This is a genomic window from Verrucosispora sp. FIM060022, assembly GCF_003977705.1.
GTDB classification, from domain to species: Bacteria; Actinomycetota; Actinomycetes; order Mycobacteriales; family Micromonosporaceae; genus Micromonospora; species Micromonospora gifhornensis.
Genome location: NZ_RQIV01000008.1, coordinates 148,854 through 167,841, shown reverse-complemented (window position 1 = coordinate 167,841; position 18,988 = coordinate 148,854). Strand labels below are relative to the sequence as shown.

22 protein-coding genes and 1 pseudogene are annotated in these 18,988 nt (G+C 70.4%); 10 read left to right on the top strand and 13 right to left on the bottom strand.

Annotated elements, in window-relative coordinates; translation table 11 throughout:
• Positions 1–135: 135 nt before the first annotated feature.
• Positions 136–312, bottom strand: coding sequence for an MmyB family transcriptional regulator (locus tag EG812_RS29345; RefSeq protein WP_233579562.1), 177 nt, complete (start codon positions 310–312; stop codon positions 136–138).
• Positions 313–455: 143 nt separating this feature from the next.
• Positions 456–506, bottom strand: a pseudogene (locus EG812_RS29705) (hypothetical protein); the annotation flags it as partial.
• A 14-nt stretch (positions 507–520) separates the two neighbouring features.
• Here EG812_RS29705 and EG812_RS21340 point away from each other — a divergent pair.
• The 6 genes from EG812_RS21340 (at position 521) to EG812_RS21315 (ending at position 4,587) form a co-directional block, all read left to right on the top strand.
• Complete coding sequence (locus EG812_RS21340) at positions 521–814, top strand: hypothetical protein (protein ID WP_126712569.1); 294 nt, start codon at positions 521–523, stop codon at positions 812–814.
• Positions 815–1,035: 221 nt separating this feature from the next.
• Complete coding sequence (locus EG812_RS21335; RefSeq protein ID WP_013732691.1) at positions 1,036–1,785, top strand: YebC/PmpR family DNA-binding transcriptional regulator; 750 nt, start codon at positions 1,036–1,038, stop codon at positions 1,783–1,785.
• A 64-nt stretch (positions 1,786–1,849) separates the two neighbouring features.
• Positions 1,850–2,062 (top strand): type II toxin-antitoxin system VapB family antitoxin, encoded by a 213-nt coding sequence (locus EG812_RS21330; protein ID WP_013732692.1) that lies wholly within the window; start codon positions 1,850–1,852, stop codon positions 2,060–2,062.
• Positions 2,059–2,454, top strand: a complete 396-nt coding sequence (locus EG812_RS21325) for a PIN domain-containing protein (protein WP_126712568.1) — start codon at positions 2,059–2,061, stop codon at positions 2,452–2,454. The genes EG812_RS21330 and EG812_RS21325 overlap by 4 nt, the downstream gene beginning before the upstream one ends.
• 254 nt (positions 2,455–2,708) lie before the next feature.
• A complete protein-coding gene (locus EG812_RS21320; RefSeq protein WP_013732694.1) occupies positions 2,709–3,323 on the top strand; it encodes a winged helix-turn-helix domain-containing protein in 615 nt (204 codons plus the stop codon).
• Complete coding sequence (locus EG812_RS21315) at positions 3,316–4,587, top strand: MFS transporter (RefSeq protein WP_126712567.1); 1,272 nt, start codon at positions 3,316–3,318, stop codon at positions 4,585–4,587. Before EG812_RS21320 ends, EG812_RS21315 begins: the two co-directional genes overlap by 8 nt.
• A gap of 31 nt (positions 4,588–4,618) precedes the next feature.
• Here the strand turns inward: EG812_RS21315 and EG812_RS21310 are convergent, their stop codons facing one another.
• Positions 4,619–5,392: a nuclear transport factor 2 family protein gene (locus EG812_RS21310; RefSeq protein ID WP_126712566.1), complete on the bottom strand. Its 774-nt coding sequence runs from the start codon at positions 5,390–5,392 to the stop codon at positions 4,619–4,621.
• 67 nt (positions 5,393–5,459) lie between these two features.
• Between EG812_RS21310 and EG812_RS21305 the strand changes: the two genes are divergently transcribed.
• Positions 5,460–5,648 carry a hypothetical protein gene (locus EG812_RS21305; protein ID WP_126712565.1) on the top strand — a complete coding sequence of 63 codons (189 nt, stop codon included), beginning with the start codon at positions 5,460–5,462 and terminating at the stop codon, positions 5,646–5,648.
• A gap of 12 nt (positions 5,649–5,660) precedes the next feature.
• Positions 5,661–6,395 (top strand): ribonuclease FAU-1 family protein, encoded by a 735-nt coding sequence (locus EG812_RS21300; protein WP_126712564.1) that lies wholly within the window; start codon positions 5,661–5,663, stop codon positions 6,393–6,395.
• On the opposite strand, the gene EG812_RS21295 is transcribed toward EG812_RS21300, so the two are convergent.
• The 10 genes from EG812_RS21295 to EG812_RS21250 all read right to left on the bottom strand — a co-directional run bounded on the left by EG812_RS21295 (position 6,288) and on the right by EG812_RS21250 (position 16,273).
• Positions 6,288–7,343, bottom strand: a complete 1,056-nt coding sequence (locus tag EG812_RS21295; protein ID WP_126712563.1) for a hypothetical protein — start codon at positions 7,341–7,343, stop codon at positions 6,288–6,290. The two genes, EG812_RS21300 and EG812_RS21295, sit on opposite strands and share 108 nt — an antisense overlap.
• Positions 7,344–7,348: 5 nt before the next feature.
• A complete protein-coding gene (locus tag EG812_RS21290; protein WP_013732700.1) occupies positions 7,349–7,939 on the bottom strand; it encodes a hypothetical protein in 591 nt (196 codons plus the stop codon).
• 158 nt (positions 7,940–8,097) lie between these two features.
• Positions 8,098–9,159 (bottom strand): ABC transporter permease, encoded by a 1,062-nt coding sequence (locus EG812_RS21285; protein WP_013732701.1) that lies wholly within the window; start codon positions 9,157–9,159, stop codon positions 8,098–8,100.
• A complete protein-coding gene (locus EG812_RS21280; RefSeq protein WP_043723662.1) occupies positions 9,156–10,049 on the bottom strand; it encodes an ABC transporter ATP-binding protein in 894 nt (297 codons plus the stop codon). Before EG812_RS21280 ends, EG812_RS21285 begins: the two co-directional genes overlap by 4 nt.
• Positions 10,050–10,131: 82 nt before the next feature.
• Positions 10,132–10,848, bottom strand: coding sequence for a response regulator (locus EG812_RS21275; RefSeq protein WP_013732703.1), 717 nt, complete (start codon positions 10,846–10,848; stop codon positions 10,132–10,134).
• Positions 10,845–12,125, bottom strand: a complete 1,281-nt coding sequence (locus tag EG812_RS21270) for a sensor histidine kinase (RefSeq protein ID WP_126712562.1) — start codon at positions 12,123–12,125, stop codon at positions 10,845–10,847. The genes EG812_RS21275 and EG812_RS21270 overlap by 4 nt, the downstream gene beginning before the upstream one ends.
• A 94-nt stretch (positions 12,126–12,219) precedes the next feature.
• Complete coding sequence (locus EG812_RS21265) at positions 12,220–14,226, bottom strand: M48 family metallopeptidase (RefSeq protein ID WP_013732705.1); 2,007 nt, start codon at positions 14,224–14,226, stop codon at positions 12,220–12,222.
• Positions 14,226–14,822, bottom strand: a complete 597-nt coding sequence (locus tag EG812_RS21260) for a LemA family protein (RefSeq protein ID WP_013732706.1) — start codon at positions 14,820–14,822, stop codon at positions 14,226–14,228. Before EG812_RS21260 ends, EG812_RS21265 begins: the two co-directional genes overlap by 1 nt.
• 168 nt (positions 14,823–14,990) lie before the next feature.
• A complete protein-coding gene (locus EG812_RS21255) occupies positions 14,991–15,935 on the bottom strand; it encodes a permease prefix domain 1-containing protein (protein WP_126712561.1) in 945 nt (314 codons plus the stop codon).
• Positions 15,932–16,273, bottom strand: coding sequence for a PadR family transcriptional regulator (locus EG812_RS21250; RefSeq protein WP_126712560.1), 342 nt, complete (start codon positions 16,271–16,273; stop codon positions 15,932–15,934). The genes EG812_RS21255 and EG812_RS21250 overlap by 4 nt, the downstream gene beginning before the upstream one ends.
• A 157-nt stretch (positions 16,274–16,430) precedes the next feature.
• On the opposite strand from EG812_RS21250, the gene EG812_RS21245 reads away from it, so the two are divergent.
• Positions 16,431–17,045 carry an acyl-CoA-like ligand-binding transcription factor gene (locus EG812_RS21245; RefSeq protein WP_013732709.1) on the top strand — a complete coding sequence of 205 codons (615 nt, stop codon included), beginning with the start codon at positions 16,431–16,433 and terminating at the stop codon, positions 17,043–17,045.
• 178 nt (positions 17,046–17,223) lie between these two features.
• On the top strand, positions 17,224–18,804 hold the full coding sequence (locus EG812_RS21240; protein WP_126712559.1) for an MDR family MFS transporter: 1,581 nt from the start codon (positions 17,224–17,226) through the stop codon (positions 18,802–18,804).
• Positions 18,805–18,988 lie beyond the last annotated feature (184 nt).

Sequence of the window (18,988 nt, the reverse complement as noted above, 5' to 3'; positions counted from 1 at the left end):
CCGCATCGCCGCATCGCCGCGTCCCGCAGCGCGCAGCCGCATCGCCGCGTCCCGCAGCGCCGCAGGGCGGCGGAGCATGATCGAGGACCTGGACGAGCGCCGCCTCATGGCGCGGGGTAGGCGGGGGCCGGGCTATCAGCCGACCATGGAGCGCAGGCTGCCTGGGCGGCGGCCGAGCAGGCGATCCAGTGCCGCAGCGCTGTCGGCGTCGGCGGGCTGCGCCACCACCAGTCGCTGCTGGTCGCCGGCGACTTCCAGGGTCTCGTACGCCAGCCGTAGTGGCCCGACCTCCGGATGCCGCAGCCGGCGCACGCCGCTGGAGTGGGTCGCGACCGGGCGGCGCTGCCACCGGGACCGGAACGGTGCCGATGGTGGTCGACCGAGGCGAGTTGCTGAAGGTGCCGCCGGTCGGCGTCGTCGAGTCGCAGGGCGTCGGCCAGCGCGGCGAGGATCTCCGGCGACGGGCGGCTGTCGCGTCCCTGTTCGAGGCGGGTCAGGTACTCCATGCTGACCTGGGCCAGTGTGGCGACCTCGGCTCGGCGCAGTCTGGCCGGAGCGGCTCGACGAGCACCTGGCCCTGCTCGATCAGGTCTACCGGGAACTGGCTCACACCCGCCCGCCCGGCCTGCGCTACCTGTCGCTGCGGCTTGCCGACGGGCACCGCTTCATCGATGTGGTGATCGGCCCGCGTCTGCCGGCGCCACTGCCGTTGTTGCCGGCGTTCGTCCGCTACCGGACCGGGTTCGACGAGCGTTGCGAGGATTTCGAGATGTCGGAGGTCAGCGTGTCGGGATCGTACGGCATGGGGGAGTAGCTTCGCCCGCTATCCGGCGTTCTGCGCTGATCGACAAGGCTGTGGGCGTGCGGCGGGTGACGGTTCCCCGCCGTCCGTCGGTAGGATTGTCGAGATTCGGCAGGGCCATCTGCCCGCCACGGCTTCCACCAGAACAGACCGGCACCACCGCGTGCGCGGGTGCGGAGCGGGGCGTGCGCGGTGCGGTCGATGCAGACGGCGGGTAGCAACGGAGGTAACAGATGTCCGGCCACTCAAAGTGGGCGACGACCAAGCACAAGAAGGCGGTCATCGACGCCAAGCGCGGCAAGATGTTCGCCAAGCTGATCAAGAACGTCGAGGTTGCGGCGCGGACCGGCGGCGGCGACCCCGCCGGCAACCCGACCCTCTACGACGCGATCCAGAAGGCCAAGAAGAACTCGGTCCCCAACGACAACATCGACCGCGCGGTCAAGCGCGGTTCCGGCCTGGAGGCCGGCGGCGCCGACTACCAGACGATCATGTACGAGGGGTACGGCCCGAACGGCGTCGCGCTGCTGATCGAGTGCCTGACCGACAACCGCAACCGTGCCGCGACCGAGGTGCGTACCGCGCTGACCCGCAACGGCGGCTCATTCGCTGACGCCGGCTCGGTGTCGTACATGTTCTCCCGCAAGGGCGTGGTGATCGTGCCGAAGGCCGACACCAGCGAGGACGACGTGATGCTGGCCGTCCTGGACGCGGGCGCCGAGGAGGTCAACGACCTGGGCGAGGCGTTCGAGGTGGTCTCCGAGCCGGGTGACCTGCTGGCGGTCCGGACCGCGTTGCAGGACGCCGGCATCGAGTACGAGTCGGCCGAGTCCTCCCTCATCCCCAGCGTCAACGTGCCGCTGGACGAGGAGGGCGCGCGGAAGGTCTTCAAGCTGATCGACGTCCTGGAGGACTGCGACGACGTGCAGAACGTCTACGCCAACTTCGACGTCAGCGACGAGATCATGGCGGCCGTCGGCTGACAGCCGCTTCGATCGTTGGATATGCGAACCTCCCGGATATATCCTTGTCCGGGAGGTGTATCTCATGGCCAAAACCCTGTTGGATCTCGATGAGGATCTTCTGGCGGAGGCGACTGCTGCGCTCGGCACCGCGACCAAGAAGGAGACGGTGACAGAGGCGCTCAGGCAGGCGGTGGAGTCCAGCCGGGAGCGACGGCAGCGAGCCCTGGCTGACCTTCAGGAGGTCGCTGACGGGGGCGGCTTCGACTTCGATCAGCTCGACGAACTCGACAGGTGAAATACCTCATCGACACCAGCGCGCTGGTCCGCATGGTTCGTCGTCAAGCCGAACCACACTGGTCCGACCTGGCCGCCCGTGGTCTGATCGGCATCTGCGACCCGGTGCTCGTGGAGACCTTGACCATCGCGGATGCCAAGGCGTACGACCGGGTCGAACGCGGACTCCGCGACCTGTATCCCTGGGTTCCCGTGCCGGACGACGCCTGGCAGGTCGTGCGGGCGGTGCGGCAGGAACTCGCCAGTCACAGTGCCCACCAAGGGCTTTCCGTGGCAGATCACCTCGTGGCGGCTACTGCCATTCGGCTGAAATTGGTGGTACTTCATCAGGACGCTGACTTCGAGACTGCTGCCCGGCTGGTGCCGCAACTGAGTCAAGAACGGATTACCTGAGCGCCGTTGTCGGATGCAGTTGTGATCCGCTCCGTCGAAGGTCTCCGACGACGTCACGGCGGCCGTCGGCTGAGCCGGCTCCGACCACTGGCACCACATCAGGGCGTGTATGCGAGCCACGGGCTTGTGTGCACGCCCTGATGTGTCTCCGGAGGTCGGTCGCACGAGACGCCTCACCCGGTCGGAGACTCGTCGGCGCGTTCGTCGTCCATCAAGGGTTGCTAGAGATATCTTGCTAAAGCATTCTCTACCATATGAGCGAAGAGGTGCCTCAGCGAACCGTCAAAGTCACCGATCCTCGCGCCCTGCGGGCGTACGCGCATCCGCTGCGGATGCGCCTGATCGGGCTCCTTCGCGGCGAAGGCCCGATGACCGCGACGCAGGCCGCCGCCAGGCTCGACGACAACGTGCCCAACTGCTCGTTCCACCTGCGGCAACTCGCCAAGTACGGGTTCGCCGAGCGGGTGCCCGGGGCGGACGGGCGGGAGCGACCGTGGCGGGCCACCACGCTGTACACGTCCTGGGACGACTCCGACGATCCGGCCATGCGGGCCGCTACGGACCAGATCAACAGCGTGATGGTCGACATCTACCTGCAACGGGCGCAGAACTACCTGGCGATCCGTGCCGACGAGCCCGTCGAGTGGCGGATCGCGGCCGGCTTCGGCGACACGCTGCTGCACGTCACCGCCGCCGAGTTGCGCGAGCTCACAGCCGAGGTCGATGCGCTGCTGGCCCGGTACGACGAACGGATCGCCGACCCGGCGAAGCGTCCGCCCGGGTCCCGCCCGGTGACCTTCGTCCAGATGGCGCTCCCGCGCGGCGCCGTACCCGCCGAGGGTCAGCGCGCGGAGTCCGACCATGACTGAACCCCTGGTCCTGGCCGACCCGGCACCGCCGCGCCGGCCCCGCATCCCCCGCCTGCTGCGGCAGACGGCCTTCCGTCGCTACTGGTCGGCGCAGACCGTCTCGCTCTTCGGCGACCAGGTCACCATGCTCGCCGTGCCGCTGCTCGCCCTGCTCGCTGTCGGTGCCGGACCGGCCGAGATGGGCTACCTGACCGCCGCCTCGCTGCTGCCGAACCTGTTCCTCTCCCTGCCGGCCGGCGCCTGGGTGGACCGCCACCCGCGCCGACGTCGGGTGATGATCGCCGCCGACCTGGGCCGGGCGGGCCTGCTGCTGGCCGTGCCGCTGCTCTGGTGGACCGGCACCCTGAACCTGATGCTGCTGTGCGCCGTGGCCTTCCTGATCGGTTGTCTCTCGGTGTTCTTCGAGGTGGCGCACAGCAGCCTGTTCGCCGCCCTGGTCCGTCGACCGGATTATGTGGACGCCAACAGTCTGGTCAACGGCAGCCGGGCCATGTCGCATGTGGCCGGCCCGAGCATCGGTGGGCTGCTCGTGCAGGTGCTCACCGCCCCGGTCGCGCTCCTCTCCGGCGTGCTCACCTATCTCGTGTCGGCGGTCTTCCTGGCCCGGACCAGGGTCACGGAGCGCACCGTGACCACCGGCACCGCCCTGGGCATGGCGGCGGGCGTACGGTTCGTGGCCCGCTCCGAGATCCTGCGGGCGACCCTGCTCGGCACCACCACGCTCAACCTGTTCAACTACATGTTCGCGGCACTCTTCGTGCTGTACGTGACCACCGAGTTGGGCGTCTCACCCGGCATCCTGGGGCTGGTCATCGGGGCCGGCGCAGTCGGCGGACTCCTCGGCGCGGCGGTGACCGGCCCGGTCAGTCGCCGGATCGGCATCGGCCCCGCAGTGCTCGTCGGTTTCGTCGCCTTCCCCGCCCCACTGGTCCTCGTGCCGCTGGCCATGGGGCCGGAGCCGGTGGTGCTCGCGTTGCTGTTCACCGCAGAGTTCGTCTCCGCGCTGGGTGTCATGGTCCTCGACATCGCGGTCGGCTCGGTGCAGATCGCGGCCACACCGGTGGCCGTGCTCGCCGTGGTCTCCGGGTTCCGACGCACCGTCAACCACGGCATCCGACCGATCGGCGCCCTGGTCGGCGGGACACTCGGTGCGGCGATCGGGGTACGTCCCGCGCTCTGGATCGCCAGCATCGGCGCCCTGCTCGGGCTGCTCTGGGTCGTCTTCTCACCGCTGCGGGGCATGCGCACGCTGCCCGAAGAGTGACACCCCGCCGCGTTTCCGATCGGCAGACCCGTCAGTCGAAGATGCCGGCCGGTGGCGGGAAGCTGCCCTCCCTGGTGTGCGAGTAGTCGCGCGACTCGGCCACCAGGGCGTCGGCGTCGAAGCGCAGCAGGGTGCAGCCGGAGATGGTCAGCGGCGCGTCGTACGGGTAGGTGATCGCCCAGTATTCGACAGTCGCCGTCGCACCGTCGCAGCGCGGTGCGGCGAACCAGACCTCGGCCGGGCGCGTCTCCTCGCCGAAACACTCCTCGACGTAGGCGCGCAGCCCGTCACGCCCTCGGCAGGGGCGGAACAGGGAGGCCCAGTGGACCCCGTCGGTCGCCTGCAACGTGACGATGCTCTCGACGTCCTTGGCGGGCCAGCCGTGGGCCCAGGCGTCCGCCCAGCGCTGCGCGGCGTCCCGTACATCCATGATCATGCTCCTCGGGCAGGTGGTTCCCGGAGTTCTACCACCGGGCTGCGACACCGCGGCCCGGTGCCGGGCTCGGGGTTGTGGAGCGGCCCAGGCCAGGAAGCGGTCGAACAGTTCCTCCGGCGCGGGCAGCGGGCCCCCGGTGTGCCGCAGCAGGTCGCCGGTGGCGTCGAAGAGCATCCCGGCCAGGTAAACCGACAGGCCGACCCGGTCGGCGCCGCACTCGACCCGCAGCAGCATCCGCGCCCTGGGGCACGGCCACGGCGCCGCGCACACCCCACAAGACCACCCCGGGCGTACGGGCAGATGCCGGTGCACCGGATGCCACCGGTCCAGCGGCTGCCCCTGATCGGGTGAGAGGTTCAGTGACGACATAACCCACACGATGACCTATTGGTTGACCCGAGTCAAGGAGCCGAGGCAACTGTCTAGCGTCCGTTTTATGGAGCTGGTGGGTTCGCATGAGATTCGGGTCATGCTCGGCGGCATCAGCAAACAGCGGGTTTACGTGATCACCAGCCACCGCAACTTCCCTGAGCCGGTAGCGGATCTGATGCAGGGCAAGGTGTGGCGGAAGTCGGATGTGGAGGCTTGGATCAGGGAGTATCGGCCGGAGTTGGCCCAGGACTGACCAGGGGGAGTGGTGGCGGTCGAACGCTTCAGCCCGGGTGACGTGGTGATCCGGCGGGAGATCCTGCACGGTGAGGCCTGGTTCGCCTGCCCGACGATCTGCGTCGAGGACAGCCCCGATCTGCTGGCGCTCTACCTGCCGCCGGGTGCGGAGTTCGGCTTTCCGGTCGAGGGCAGGTTTCCGTGTGGCCGGCATCCCTGGCAGCTGGCGGGCCACCGGGCCTGGAGCGGGCACGGCAAGCTGATGCTCCAGCGTCCCGGCGAGGCACACGCCGTCGACGTCTTCTGGTCCGGCCCGCAGCGCGCCTTCGCCGGCTGGTACTTCAACCTCCAGGACCCGTTCCGGCGTACGCCGATCGGGGTGGACACCCTCGACCACGAGCTGGACCTGTGGTGGGCGGCGGACGCCGACCGGTACGTCTTCAAGGATGTGGAACTGTTCGCCCAGCGGCTGGTGGAGGGGCGTTATCCCGGCATGGCCGAGGCGATCCGGGCCGAGGGTGACCGGATCGCTGCCCTGCTCGACGCGGGCCAGCGCTGGTGGGACGAATCGTGGGCGACCTGGCACCCGGATCCGACCTGGCCGGTGCCGCGTCTGCCGGCCGGCTGGGACACGCTGCCGTACTCGGCGGACACCGGATCACCGGACGAACTGGTACCTGCGGCGTCGGGCGTACCGGTAGCCGACGACCATGACCACGCCGGCGATGGTGGCGACCACACCGCTGGCCAGGATGATCATCGGTAGCTGTTCGGAGAAGGTGGTCGGCAGTCCCCAGGAACCCTTCTGGTCCGGAAATGTGATCTTCGCGGTGACCTCCCGGTGGAGGCGTCCGCTCTCCACCCGCAGTCGGGCCTGCCACGGTCCGTTGGGGACCTGCTGGTCCAGCTCCACCTCAAGGTGGGTGGTGTCGCCGGGTAGCACGGTCGTACCGAGGGTCGCGGGGAACGGTCCCGCTGACAGTCCGCCTGGACCATCGGAGAGCCACAGCTTGCCGGTCAGGTCGAGGGCCCGTTCCCCGGTGTTGCGCACCCGCGCCCGTACCACCGGGGCACCCTGCTCGGTCCGGCCCGGGGTCAGTTCCTCGATCCGGAAGTCCGACGGCGGTTCGCCGCCCGGGCCGACGTCGAGGTAGACCCGGATGCCGACCTGGTTGACCTTGCGCACCAGCATCGCCGCGTCCCGGCGTTCCGCGGCGCCGACGGTGGCCCAGATCGTGCCGTAACGCTCACCTCGGGACGCCGAAGGCGGTACGGCAATGGTGGCGCGTACCGTCGTGGTGCTGTATGGCCGGGCCACGATGACGGGTGGGTCGATGGTGGTCCACTCGGACAGCTCGTTGGCGTCCGGCTCGGACGCCGGCACGAATTCGTGGTCCTTGATCTCGGCTGCGGCGACCCCGATGGTGATCTGATGGGTCGAGGCGGAGCTGTTGCTGATCTCGATCCGTCGGGTCATCCGGCTGCCCGGCTTGACGTGGTCGACGATGTAGACCCGGGCGCGGGGGTCGTCACGCCGGTCCACCGATGCCTCGACCAGCCGGATGCCGATGCTGCCCGATGCCGGAGCGGGGCTCGCGCCGGTGCCGCGGTCCCGGTCGGTGGCGTCCGCGGGGGCGCCGATCACGACGCTCGCCACCAGGATGGCGAGCGCCGCGACCGGCAGGCTCCACGAACGGGTTGTCCCTGAGCGCATCGAACTCAGTTCACGCTGTGGGTGATGGTGCCCGTGAACGTCCCGGCGACGCTTTGCAGCGGAATCGACACGGTGACCAGCGGGTCCCAGGTCGCTGTGTTGTTGCCGGAGCCGTCGGTGCCGTGGCTGTAGGCCGTTACGGCGGCGTCCAGCGCGACTCCGGCAGGAGGCGGCGGGGCGGTGCAGGGTCCCACCTGGCCGGGGGTGAAGGTGCCCGTTCCGGTGGTGTCGGCATCACCCGAGCAGTAGTAGACGTTGTCGCTGGTGATCGTCTCGCCGGCGCCGACGCCGGTGCCGGTGGTGAAGTCGCTGCTGCTGACCGAGGCGACCCAACCCACTCCCGACTCGGCCCGAAGGTCCTCGACCAGGACGTCGCCGATCTGGCCGGAGGCGTATCCGCCCGGCGGGCCGCTGCTGAGTGTCGCGTCGTCGGGCACGGTGATCTGCAGCGGCCCGGCGGTGACCTCGAAGGTCAGGTCTGTCTCGCAGTCGATGCCGGCCTCGCAGGTTTCGGCCTGCGCGGGCGCTGCGGCCAGTAGCGTGCCCGCCAGTGCGGCCACTCCTGCCAGCGCGGTTGTCACCAGTCGTCGTCTCATCCAGCTACCTCCTCCAGATAGGTCACTCTGTCGAGGAGGAGATTAGGGGCTTCTGTCATTATGTGACCGTTATGTAGCTATTCATCACGAGTACGGGTGATCTGCAAGCGTGCCGACGTCCCGGAGGACGTCGGCACGCTGCACTGGGCCGGGTGCCGTCAGCCCAGCGTCTCGCGCTCCCGCCAGGCGGTACGGATCGAGGTGCGGCCGTTGGTGCGCAGCAGCGAGCCCTCGTACACCCGGGACCCGGCGAGCACGAACCCGACCGCCGCGACCAGCAGCAGGGCCAGCGAGGCGAACAGTTCCCAGGTGGCGGCGTCGCCGGTGAACAGTCGCAGCGGCATCGCGGTCGGCGACGAGAACGGCAGGTAGGACAGCACCTGCATGGCACCGGCGTTGTCGTTGAGGAAGATCACCGCGAAGAACGGCAGCATCACCGCGAGCTGCACCGGCATGGACACCCCGCTGATGTCCTCCAGCCGGTTGACCAGCGCGCCGGCCGCCGCCCACATCGAGGCGATCAACACGAAGCCGAGCAGGAAGAACGGCACGAACCAGCCGATTGCCGGGCCGAGCAGGGAGAGCAACTGGTTGCTGTCGCCGAGGGCCATGCCGGCCACTGCGACGACGGCGATCAGCCCGATCTGTCCCAGCGCGAGCAGGGTGCCGGCGAGCATCTTGCCGGCCAGCAGGGCGCGTACCGGCACCGCGGCGACGAGGATCTCCACGATCCGGGTCTGCTTCTCCTCGATGATGCTCTGCGCGATCTGCATGCCGAAGGTCTGCGAGGTGATGAAGAAGATGAAGGCGAAGGCGAACGGCACCAGGAAGGCCACCACCGGGTCCACCGCGTCCGGGTTCAGCAGCCGCACCGGGGGTGCGCTGCTCAGGGCGGACACCACGTCGCTGGGGGCGTCGTTCATGGCCAGCACGGCCGGGCCGGCGACCACCGCCGCATCGGCGTCGCCGTCGCGGACCGCCTGCTCGGCGGCGGCGTCGTCGGCCACGATCCGCACCTCGAGCCCCGCCTCCCGCAGCGGGCCGGCGGCTGCCTCGGTCACCGCCACGGTGGACGGCCCACCGGCGAGCAGGGGCGGCAGGATGGTTGCCGCCGCTGCGATGAGCAGGAAGAACAGCGTACTGATCAGGAAGGTGCGGTCGCGCAGCTTGACCCGGACCTCGCGGGCGGCGACCAGCCGGGTGGCCTCGAAGGTGTTCACTTGGTGACCTCTCGGAAGATCTCGGCGAGGGACGGGGTGACCGGCCGGAAGGTGCGCACCGGGCCACGGGCCAGCGCGGCGTGCAGCACCGGCTGCTCGTCGGTGTCGGCGGCGAGGTCGAAGACGGCGCGGGGGCCGTCCAGGTCGACCAGGCTGACCCCGGCCTGGTCCCGCAGCCAGCCCGCGTCGGTGTCCACCACCAGTTCGAAGCGGCGGGTGGTGGCGGAGGACCGCAACAGCTCCCGGCTGCCGGCGGCGCGGATCGTACCGTCGGCGATGATCACCAGGTCGTCGCAGAGGCGTTCGACCACGTCGAGCTGATGGCTGGAGAACAGCACCGGTACGCCGGCGGCGGCCCGCTCCCGCAGCACCGTCAGGATGGTGTCCACGGCCATCGGGTCCAGCCCGGAGAACGGCTCGTCGAGCACCAGCACCGCGGGGTCGTGCACCAGCGCGGCGGCGATCTGGGCGCGCTGCTGGTTGCCCAGCGACAGCGTCTCCAGCAGGTCGTCGCCCCGCTCGTCGAGCCCGATCCGTTCCAGCAGGGTGTCGGTGGCGCGCCGCGCGCCCTCCGCGGTCATCCCGTGCAGCCGCCCCAGGTAGACCACCTGTTCGCGGACGCTCATCTTCGGGTAGAGGCCGCGCTCCTCCGGCATGTAGCCGAAGCGTCCCCGGATCTGGCGGTCCAGTGGCCGACCGCCCCAGGTCACCCGACCCGCGTCGGCGGCCAGTACGCCGAGGATGATCCGCATGGTGGTGGTCTTGCCGGCGCCGTTGCCGCCGACGAAGCCGGTCATCCGGCCGGCGGCGACCTCGAAGGACACGTTCTTGAGCACTTGGCGGTCGCCGAAGCTGCGGTCGACGCCGTCGAGGCGGAGGACTGTGGTCACGGCGTCCACGCTAATTCTTTGATGATCGACTGCCGTCCGCCCGGCGACGGAAATCGCGGCTCCTCCTCGCGGTGGAGTCCGTTCACCCGCCGGGGCGGACCACCCCCTGCTCGTAGGCGAAGACCACCGCCTGCACCCGGTCCCGCAGCTCCAGCTTGGCCAGCACCCGGCTGACGTGCGACTTGACGGTCGCCTCGCCGAGGTGCAGCGCGGTGGCGATCTCGGCGTTGCTGGCGCCCCCGGCGACCAGGACCAGGACCTCCCGTTCCCGGGGGGTGAGGTCACGCAGGGCCGCCTGCGGATCTGTCCCGCCGGTGCTCGGCCCGCCCGGCCGGGCGAAGGTGGCGATCACCCGGCGGGTGATCTCCGGGGCGAGCAGACCGTCGCCCCGGGCCACCACCCGGATCGCCTCGATCAACGCCTCCGGTGTGCCGTTCTTGAGCAGGAAGCCGCTGGCCCCGGCGCGCAGCGCGGCGAACAGGTAGTCGTCACGGTCGAAGGTGGTGAGGATCAGCACGGCCGGCCCTGCCTGGTCCTGCTCGGCGCGGATCCGCCGGGTCGCCTCCAACCCGTCGACGTCGGGCATCTCCACGTCCATCAGCACCACGTCGGGGCGCAGGGCGCGGGTCATGCTGACGGCCCGGTGCCCGTCGGCGGCCTCGCCGACCACCTCGATGTCGTCCTCGATCTCCAGGATCACCCGGAAGCCGGTACGCACCAGGTGGTGATCGTCGGCCAGCAGCACCCGGATCGGCCGGTCGCTGCCGGACTCCTCGGCGTGGCCCGCAGCGGTGCTCACGTCGCCCGTCCCGCCGGCACCGGCAGCGGGAACCGCACCCGTACCCGCCAGCCACCGCCGGTCCGTGGACCGACCTCCAGTTCGCCGCCGTGCGTGGCGACCCGTTCCCGCATCCCGATCAGGCCCAGGCCGTCGGCGTTCGGTGCCCGGCTGCCCCGGCCGTCGTCGGTCACTTCGATCTCCACCTCCTGCGCCAGATAGCGGATCCGTACGTCGAGCAGCCGCGCCCCGGTGGCGTGCTTCAACACGTTGGTGACCGCCTCCTGCACCACCCGGTACGCGGCCTGGGAGACCGACTCGGGCAGCGGCGTCGGGTCACCGTACACCCCGAGGGTGGCCTCCAGGCCGGCCTCGCGGGCCCGGGTGACCACCGCCTCGACCTGCGCGATCCCGGCCACCTGTTGGGGTGCGTCGGGTTCGCTGTCGCGGGCCCGCAGCACACCGAGCATCCGGCGCAGCTCGTCCACCGCCGTGCGGGCGGACTCCTCGATCGCGGTCAGCGCGGTGCGGGCCTTGGTCGGGTCCTTGTCGAAGACCCGCCGGCAGGCCGCCGCCTGCACGCCCATCACCGACACGTGGTGGGCGACCACGTCGTGCAGCTCACGGGCGATGCGGACCCGTTCGCCGACCACCGCGTTCTCGCGTGCCTCGGCCTGCGACCGGCGCAACGCCTCGGCCTGCTCGGCCACCTCGTGCTGTCGGCGGGCGGCGACCCACGCGGTCTCGCCGAAGAAATACGCGAAACCGAAGAACAGCACATTGATCAGGACGCCGGTGACGATCGCGGCGAGGACGGGCGGCACCGGCCCGACCGCGTCCGCGAAGGCGTCCGGCGGCAGACTGCCGAGGTTGATCCCGTAGGAGATCGCCAGCCACACGAACATGGCGACGATCACGCCGACGCGCACCCGACGGGACAGCCGCCGATCGCGCCCCCACGCGCCGAGGGTGAAGATCGCGGCGAACAGCGCCCACTGGGACAGCTGCCACTCGGGTACGGCCCGGACCTGCGACCCGATGAAGGCAGCGGAGATGAGCAGCGTGGTGACGGTGGGGTAGCGGCGGCGACAGATCAGCGGCAGCGGCACCGCGACGGTCCAGAGGATCTGTTCGAGGCCGGAAGGGGGCGGCCCGAGCAGGAACGACCCGGTGCTGTGCGCCAGGGTGAGGCTGAACAGCGCCAGGGCCGTCGCCGCCAGACCGGCGTAGAGGTCCACCCGCTGCTGCTCGGGGGTGGGCCCCGGCCGCTGCCACCCGTCGGCTGTCTCGCTGGTCACTCGGGTCAGGATGCCACTTCGGCGGCCGGTGTCCCAACCTGCGCCGACGTGATGTCGGCCGAACAGGTGGGGCTGCTCGCGGCGGGTGGTGCGGTCAGCCGATCCCGGCGCCGACCATCGGCGGCAGTGGGCAGTGCAGCAGACCGCAGATCGTCCGCAGCAGTTCGATCTCGGCCACCGTCATCATCTGGTCGTGGCTGATCACCGCCACCACGGCCGCGACCAGACGTTCCTTGTCCGCCGGGCGCAGCCCGTCGAGCACCGGCCAGGCGGTCTCCAGGGCCAGCACGCCGTTCTCCGGCGGCGCGTACGACCAGGTGGTGCCGGGCAGCAGGAGGTCGACGCCGGCCTGGAAGGCGCGTTGCGCGTCGGCGCGCTCGGCGTGCCCCACCTGGGCGAGCGTGGCCAGCAGGAAGCCTGCCGCGGAGCGGGCGTCGGTGAGCGTCCGCCGGTCGGTACGCCAGCGGGAGTCCGGTCGCAGCGACTCCTGGATCTCGGCCAGCATCAGCCGGGACAGGCAGTACTCGGAGACGTTTATCGCACCGTCGGCGTGGATCAGCGTGAACACCGCCGCCACGGTCGACTCCAGTTCCGGCGCCGGCCGGTCACGCAGGGCCGGGAAGGTCAGCTCGGCCAGCGGCAGCACGAGCATCGGATGCAGCCCGGTCAGGGCCTGCGCCTGACCGAGCGCGGCGTCGGCCAGTTCGCGGCCGTGCTGCTGGGCGAGGGCGGCGTGCTGGTGCTGCCGGACCTGCGGCTCGGCGCTGATCAGCAGGCCCAGCAGCAGCGGCACGGCGGTGTCGCGGCCGCGGGCCCGGTCGAGCAGCGGGGCCGGGATCTGGTCGAGCAGGGCTGCGGCGTGCTGGTAGGCGTTCTCCGTCGGCGCGGCCACCCGCCCGAGCACCTCGGTCGGCGCGAGGCGTACCCGGGTTCCCGGCACCGGCAACGGCGACGCTTCCGGGCGTACCCCACCGGCTGCCTCCGCCCCGGCGGCCCGGTCGGTTGGGACCTGGCCGGGCGCGGGTTGCGGCGGTGCGGCCGGTGCCAGGCCCAGTGCGACGTCCTCCTGCCGTCCGGACGGTGGCGCCGCCGCCCACTGCCGGGACAGCCGTTGCAGTTCGGCCGGGTCGAAGGACGGCTCCAACGCGCGGATCCGGTCGGCAAGCGGCGGGTGGGTGGCGAACCAGGAGGTCCGGGCCGCCTCGCCGAAGAGCATGTGCCCGACCTCGTCGCGCTTGGGCGACTTCAGTTCCGAGCCGTCGGCCAGACCGCCGATCTTCTTCAGCGCCCCGGCGATGCCCCGGGTCTGCCGGGTGTACTGCACGGCCGAGGCGTCGGCGAGGTACTCCCGTTGCCGCGACACCGAGGCCTGGATGAGTCGCCCGGCGAGCACGCCGACGTACCCGGCGACCAGCAGTGCCAGCCCCACCAGCAGCAGCGGGTTGACGCCACCGCCACTGTTGCCGCGTTGCCGGTTGCCGCCGCTGATCAGGCCGGAACGGGACAGGCCCCGGCCGATCACGGTCAGGAACAGGATGCCGAACAGCAGGCCCATCAGCCGGATGTTGAGCCGCATGTCCCCGTTGACCACGTGGGCGAACTCGTGCGCGATGACCCCTTGGAGTTCGTCGCGGTTGAGTCGCTGCAACGCGCCCCGGGTGACCGCGACGGCGGCGTCCGACGGGCCCCAGCCGGCGGCGAAGGCGTTGATCGCCGTCTCCTCCGGCAGGATGTAGACCTCGGGCACCGGTACGCCGGAGGCCAGCGCCATCTCCTCCACGACGTTGCGCAGCCGGCGCAGCTCCGGGTCGGTGGTGTCCGGCGGCACCGGCACCCCGCCCAGCTCACGGGCCACCTTCCCGCCACCGCCGCGCAACGCGAGGGTACGCACCAGCGCGGCCAGCCCGATCGCCGCGACGGTCGCCACGGTCACCATGGCCACGAAGCCGGCCAGCTGCCCGGGGTCGGCGGCGGTGGCGTTGAACGCGAAGATCGCCGCGACGTTCACCACCACCACGATGCCGATCACGGCCAGCACGAACAGCAGCACCAGCCGGGTCGACAGCCGGCGTACCTGGCGCTGCCGTTCGAAGAAGTTCATCAGAAGGAGACCTGCGGGGCCTGACGCTGCTGCGGGTCGTCCGGCTCGAACAGCGCGGCCGGCCCGAACGAGAACATCCCCGCGATCAGGCTGGACGGGAAGACCTCACGCTTGTTGTTGTAGGCCATCACCGCGTCGTTGTAGGCCTGCCGGGCGAAGGCGACCCGGTTCTCCGTCGAGGTCAGCTCCTCCGACAGCTGCATCATGTTCTGGTTGGCCTTCAGGTCCGGGTACGCCTCGGAGAGCGCGAACAGTCGACCCAGCGTGGCGGTGAGTGCGTTCTCCGCGCCGCTGAGCTGCTGCATCGCCGCCGGGTCGCCCGGCGCTGCGGCGGCCGTGGCCTGCGCGTTGACCGCCGCGTTGCGGGCCTTGATCACCGCCTCCAGGGTCTCCCGCTCGTGCTTGAGGTAGCCCTTGGCGGTCTCCACCAGGTTGGGGATCAGATCGTGCCGGCGTACCAGCTGCACGTCGATCTGGGCGAAGGCGTTGCGGTACGTGTTGCGGGCCCGAACCAACCCGTTGTAGATCGACACCCCGAAACCGAGCACCGCCACGACGATCAGGACCAGGCACACCAAACCGATGATCACTTCCACGGCAACTCCCAGGTCCGCACCAGTTCCGTCAAGCCCACCCTACTGACGCCCCACCACCCGCGCTCCCCACCCGACCGCCGCCCCACGGCGTTGGTCATGAGGTTGACGGCAGTGGTGGATCTCCACAGCTGCCGCCGAACCTCATGACCAACAGCGCTGGGATGGGGGTCAGGAGGTGGCGCGGCGGGCCTTGAGGGCGCTGTCGACGACGTCCCAGAGGGTGGTGGCGACGACGACCACGATGCTGATCCGGGCGACGGTGTCGATGCCGCCCTCGCGCAGCCAGGCGAAGCGGGCGACGAACTCGGGGTTGAACAACTTGTCGTTGGAAAGCAGCCAGATCACCGGCACCGCGTACGCCAGGTTGAGCACGGCGTTGACGGCGACCAGCGGCCAGGTCCACCGGCGGGCCCGGTACTTGGCGACCTCCAGTCCGATGGTGGCGACCAGGACGACGAGCAGCGCCGGCAGCCAGAAGCTCCAGAGCGCGGGGTCGAGGATCGGCAACCGGTCACCGTCGCCGACGACCGTCTGGAAGTGCTGCCACGGCAGGGCGGCGATGAACAGGACCAGGAACACGATCGAGGCGCACACGTCGGTGAGGCTGACGTCCCGCTCGACGGGCTCGTCGGGGAGCTGGTCGACGCTCCACTGTGGCTGGTTGAGCGGGGTGCCCACCCGCTCCATGACCGCGAAGACCAGGGTCACCCAGAAGGCGATCTGCACCGCGACGTTGAACGCCGCGACGATGCCCTTGCCGATCGCGCCGCCGGCGTTGTCGGAGACGGTGGCCTCCAGCACACCCATCAGCACGCCGATGATGGCCGGGATGGTGCTCAGCAGTCCGATCATCAGCCGTTGCCAGGCCAGGTAGTACGTCGGGCCGATGAGTTGCAGTCGCCGGTCGGCGTACCGGGCGGCGAGCTCGGCGGGGTTGCCCAGCTCGGTGAGCACCTCGCGCTCGGCCGTCGCGGCGTCGACCCCTTCGGCCGTCCGGCCGTCGACCATGTCGCCGATCGAGGCGCGCAGCTCGTCGGCGATCTCCTCGCGGCGTGCCGTCGGCACCGAGCGCAGGGTGGCGGCGAGGTATCTGTCGGTCAGGGAGGTCGTCATCGGGGGGCTCCTTCGATCAGGGCGGTCAAAGAGATCTGCACGGCGGCGAGGTCGGTGAGCAGGCGGTCCAGCACCTGCTCGCCCGCCTCGCTGGTGCGGTAGAACTTGCGCGGCCGGCTTTCCTCGGTGTTCCACTCGCTGGTCAGCAGCCCCTGCTCCTCGAGCCGGCGCAACAGCGGGTAGAGGGTGTTGGCGTCCACCGGAAAGCCGTGCCCGGTGAGCCGTTGCAGCAGCGCGTACCCGTAGCCGGGTTGGCGCAGCGCCACCAGGCTGGCCACCACCACCGTCCCCCGGCGTAACTCCTGCAGATGCGTCCGCAACACGTCGTCACTGCCCATGCGTCACACCATACTGTGTGGCACACAGTGTTGTCCACCGGCCAATGGTGTTGGCCCGCCAATGATGTTGGTTGCCCGACATGGTGTCAGTCAGGGAAATTCGTGTCACACGCTAAAACTTTGCAGCCTATGCACCTTTGGCTTTACGGTTTCTGACGTGCAGGTGGACGAGCTGACGACGCTGGGACGGCGGGACCGCAAGAAGCGGCAGACCCGGGCCGCCCTGGCCGCCGCCGCGCTGCGGCTGGTCGCCGAGCGCGGCCTCGACCAGGTGACGGTCGAGGACATCAGCGAGGCGGCGGACGTCTCCGCCCGGACCTTCTTCAACTACTTCCCGACCAAGGACGACGCCCTGGTGGGCGACAGCGAGGGCGACCGCGAGCGGGTACTGCGGGCACTGGCCGCCGTACCTGCCGAGCAGCCCGCACTGGAGGCGCTGCGCCGCGCCTTCATCGCTGCCGTCGAGGAGGCACAGGGCGACGCCGAACTGTGGCAGCTGAGGTTGCGGGTGGTGACCCAGCATCCGGTGCTGCTGGGCCGCCTGGTCACCGGCAACGCCACCACCGAACGGGCCCTCGTCGAGGCGATCGCCGCGCGTACCGGACTGCCGGCCGACGACGCGTACCCGGCGCTGGTCGTGGCGGTCGCGGGGGCTGCCCTGCGGGCCGCGATGATCCGGTGGGCGACCGGCGATGCCCACCGCCTGGCCGCGCTGCTTGACGAGTCGTTCGCCACCGTCGCCGCCGGCCTGCCCGACCCCCGCACCGGCTGACCACCGGGCCCGCCGCACCTGCCACCTGCCGAGCCCACCGCCAGCCGCGCCCGTCACCCACCGAATCTGCCGCCTGTCGAGCCTGGCGTCCGGCGAGGCTGGCCGCGGCACCCAGACCAGGACCACCTCTCCGGCGCGACCGCGTCGAGGACTGAACCATGCGTGAGGAAGAAGTGTCATGACGACTGCGATCGAGCCGGTCGACGCCGCAGGGGCGGACGGCGGCCGGATGTCCCGCCGGGAGATCCTCCAAGCCCTCTCCGGGCTGATGGTGGGGATGTTCGTGGCGATCCTCGCCTCGACGGTGGTCGCGAACGCGCTGCCGCGCATCATCGCCGACCTCAACGGCAGCCAGACCGTCTACACCTGGATCGTCACCAGCGAACTGCTGGCCATGACCGCCACCGTGCCGTTGTGGGGCAAGATGGCCGACCTCTACAGCAAGAAGCTGCTGATCCAGCTCTCCCTCGGGCTGTTCGTGCTCGGCTCGCTGGTCGCCGGTCTCACCCCGAACGTCGAGGTGCTGCTGGTCAGCCGGGTGATCCAGGGCATCGGCGCGGGTGGCATGACCGCCCTGGCGATGATCGTGATGGCGGCCATGATCCCGCCGCGTGAGCTGGGCCGCTACGCCGGCATCTTCGGCGCGGTGTTCGGCGTCGGCACCATCGCCGGCCCGCTGATCGGCGGCGTGCTCGTGGACACCTCCTGGCTGGGCTGGCGTTGGTGCTTCCTGATCGGGGTGCCGTTCAGCCTCATCTCGATCTTCCTGCTCCAGCGCACCCTGCACCTGCCGATCATCCGCCGCAAGGCCCGCATCGACTGGGCCGGCGCGGCGCTGATCACCGCCGGTGTGAGCACCCTGCTGATCTGGTCCTCGCTGGCCGGGCACAAGTTCGCCTGGGCCTCCGGCTGGACCGCGCTGATGGTCGTCGGTGGCCTGACGCTGCTGGTGGTGGCCATCTGGGTCGAGTCCCGCGCCGCCGAGCCGATCATTCCGCTGGAGATCTTCCGCAGCCGTACGGTCACGCTGACCACCGTCGCCAGCATGCTTGTCGGTGTCGCCCTGTTCGGCGGGACGGTCTTCCTGTCCCAGTACTTCCAGACCTCCCTGGGCAAGTCGCCGACCATCGCCGGCCTGATGAGCCTGCCGATGATCCTCGGTCTGCTGGTCTCCTCCACGATCGCCGGCCAGCTCATCACGAAGTACGGCCGGTGGAAGGCGTACCTGGTGGCCGGGGCCGCCGTCATGGTTGTCGCGATGCTGCTGCTGTCGACCATCGACATCGACACCCCGCTGCCGCTGCTGTTCAGCTACATGGCGCTGCTCGGCATCGGGGTCGGCATGCTCATGCAGAACCTGGTGCTGGCGGCCCAGAACGACGTACCCGCCCACGAACTGGGTGCCGCCACCTCGGTGCTCACCTTCTTCCGCAGCATGGGCGGCGCGATCGGCGTCAGCGCCCTCGGCGCGGTGCTGGCCAACCGGGTCACCAGCCTGATGACCGCGCAACTCGGACCGGCCGCCGGTGCGACCGACGGCGGCACCACCGAGGTACCCGACCTGTCCACGCTGCCCGAGCCGGTGCTGCGGATCGTGCAGAACGCGTACGCCACCGCCACCTCGGAACTGTTCCTGATCGGCGCGCCGATCGCGTTCCTCGCCCTGCTGGCGGTGCTGTTCATCCGGGAGAAGCCGCTGCACACCCTCAGCGGCGACGAGCGGGCCCGCCAGGAGGCGAACCTGCCCGTCGCGCACTGAACCTGAGGCCGGGCGGCCCCCGTACCCGACGGGAGCCGCCCGACCTGCTCAGCAGGCCGCCTGGCTGACGTCGCTCAGCCGGGCGGAGTTGCGGTGCAGACCAGGCGACGCCGACCACGCCGGCGTCGCTGACCGGTCACCCTCCGTCAATGGCCAGGTGGTCTGCGGTACGCCTGCCGCGCGC

What these genes read in the sequence shown, in the direction of transcription:
- EG812_RS21335 (WP_013732691.1), top strand. Translation starts at nt 1,036, where the DNA reads ATGTCCGGCCACTCAAAGTGGGCGACGACCAAGCACAAGAAGGCGGTC.
- EG812_RS21330 (WP_013732692.1), top strand. Translation starts at nt 1,850, where the DNA reads ATGGCCAAAACCCTGTTGGATCTCGATGAGGATCTTCTGGCGGAGGCG.
- EG812_RS21320 (WP_013732694.1), top strand. Translation starts at nt 2,709, where the DNA reads ATGAGCGAAGAGGTGCCTCAGCGAACCGTCAAAGTCACCGATCCTCGC.
- EG812_RS21315 (WP_126712567.1), top strand. Translation starts at nt 3,316, where the DNA reads ATGACTGAACCCCTGGTCCTGGCCGACCCGGCACCGCCGCGCCGGCCC.
- EG812_RS21310 (WP_126712566.1), bottom strand. Translation starts at nt 5,392, where the DNA reads ATGTCGTCACTGAACCTCTCACCCGATCAGGGGCAGCCGCTGGACCGG.
- EG812_RS21305 (WP_126712565.1), top strand. Translation starts at nt 5,460, where the DNA reads ATGGAGCTGGTGGGTTCGCATGAGATTCGGGTCATGCTCGGCGGCATC.
- EG812_RS21295 (WP_126712563.1), bottom strand. Translation starts at nt 7,343, where the DNA reads ATGCGCTCAGGGACAACCCGTTCGTGGAGCCTGCCGGTCGCGGCGCTC.
- EG812_RS21290 (WP_013732700.1), bottom strand. Translation starts at nt 7,939, where the DNA reads ATGAGACGACGACTGGTGACAACCGCGCTGGCAGGAGTGGCCGCACTG.
- EG812_RS21265 (WP_013732705.1), bottom strand. Translation starts at nt 14,226, where the DNA reads ATGAACTTCTTCGAACGGCAGCGCCAGGTACGCCGGCTGTCGACCCGG.
- EG812_RS21255 (WP_126712561.1), bottom strand. Translation starts at nt 15,935, where the DNA reads ATGACGACCTCCCTGACCGACAGATACCTCGCCGCCACCCTGCGCTCG.
- EG812_RS21250 (WP_126712560.1), bottom strand. Translation starts at nt 16,273, where the DNA reads ATGGGCAGTGACGACGTGTTGCGGACGCATCTGCAGGAGTTACGCCGG.
- EG812_RS21240 (WP_126712559.1), top strand. Translation starts at nt 17,224, where the DNA reads ATGACGACTGCGATCGAGCCGGTCGACGCCGCAGGGGCGGACGGCGGC.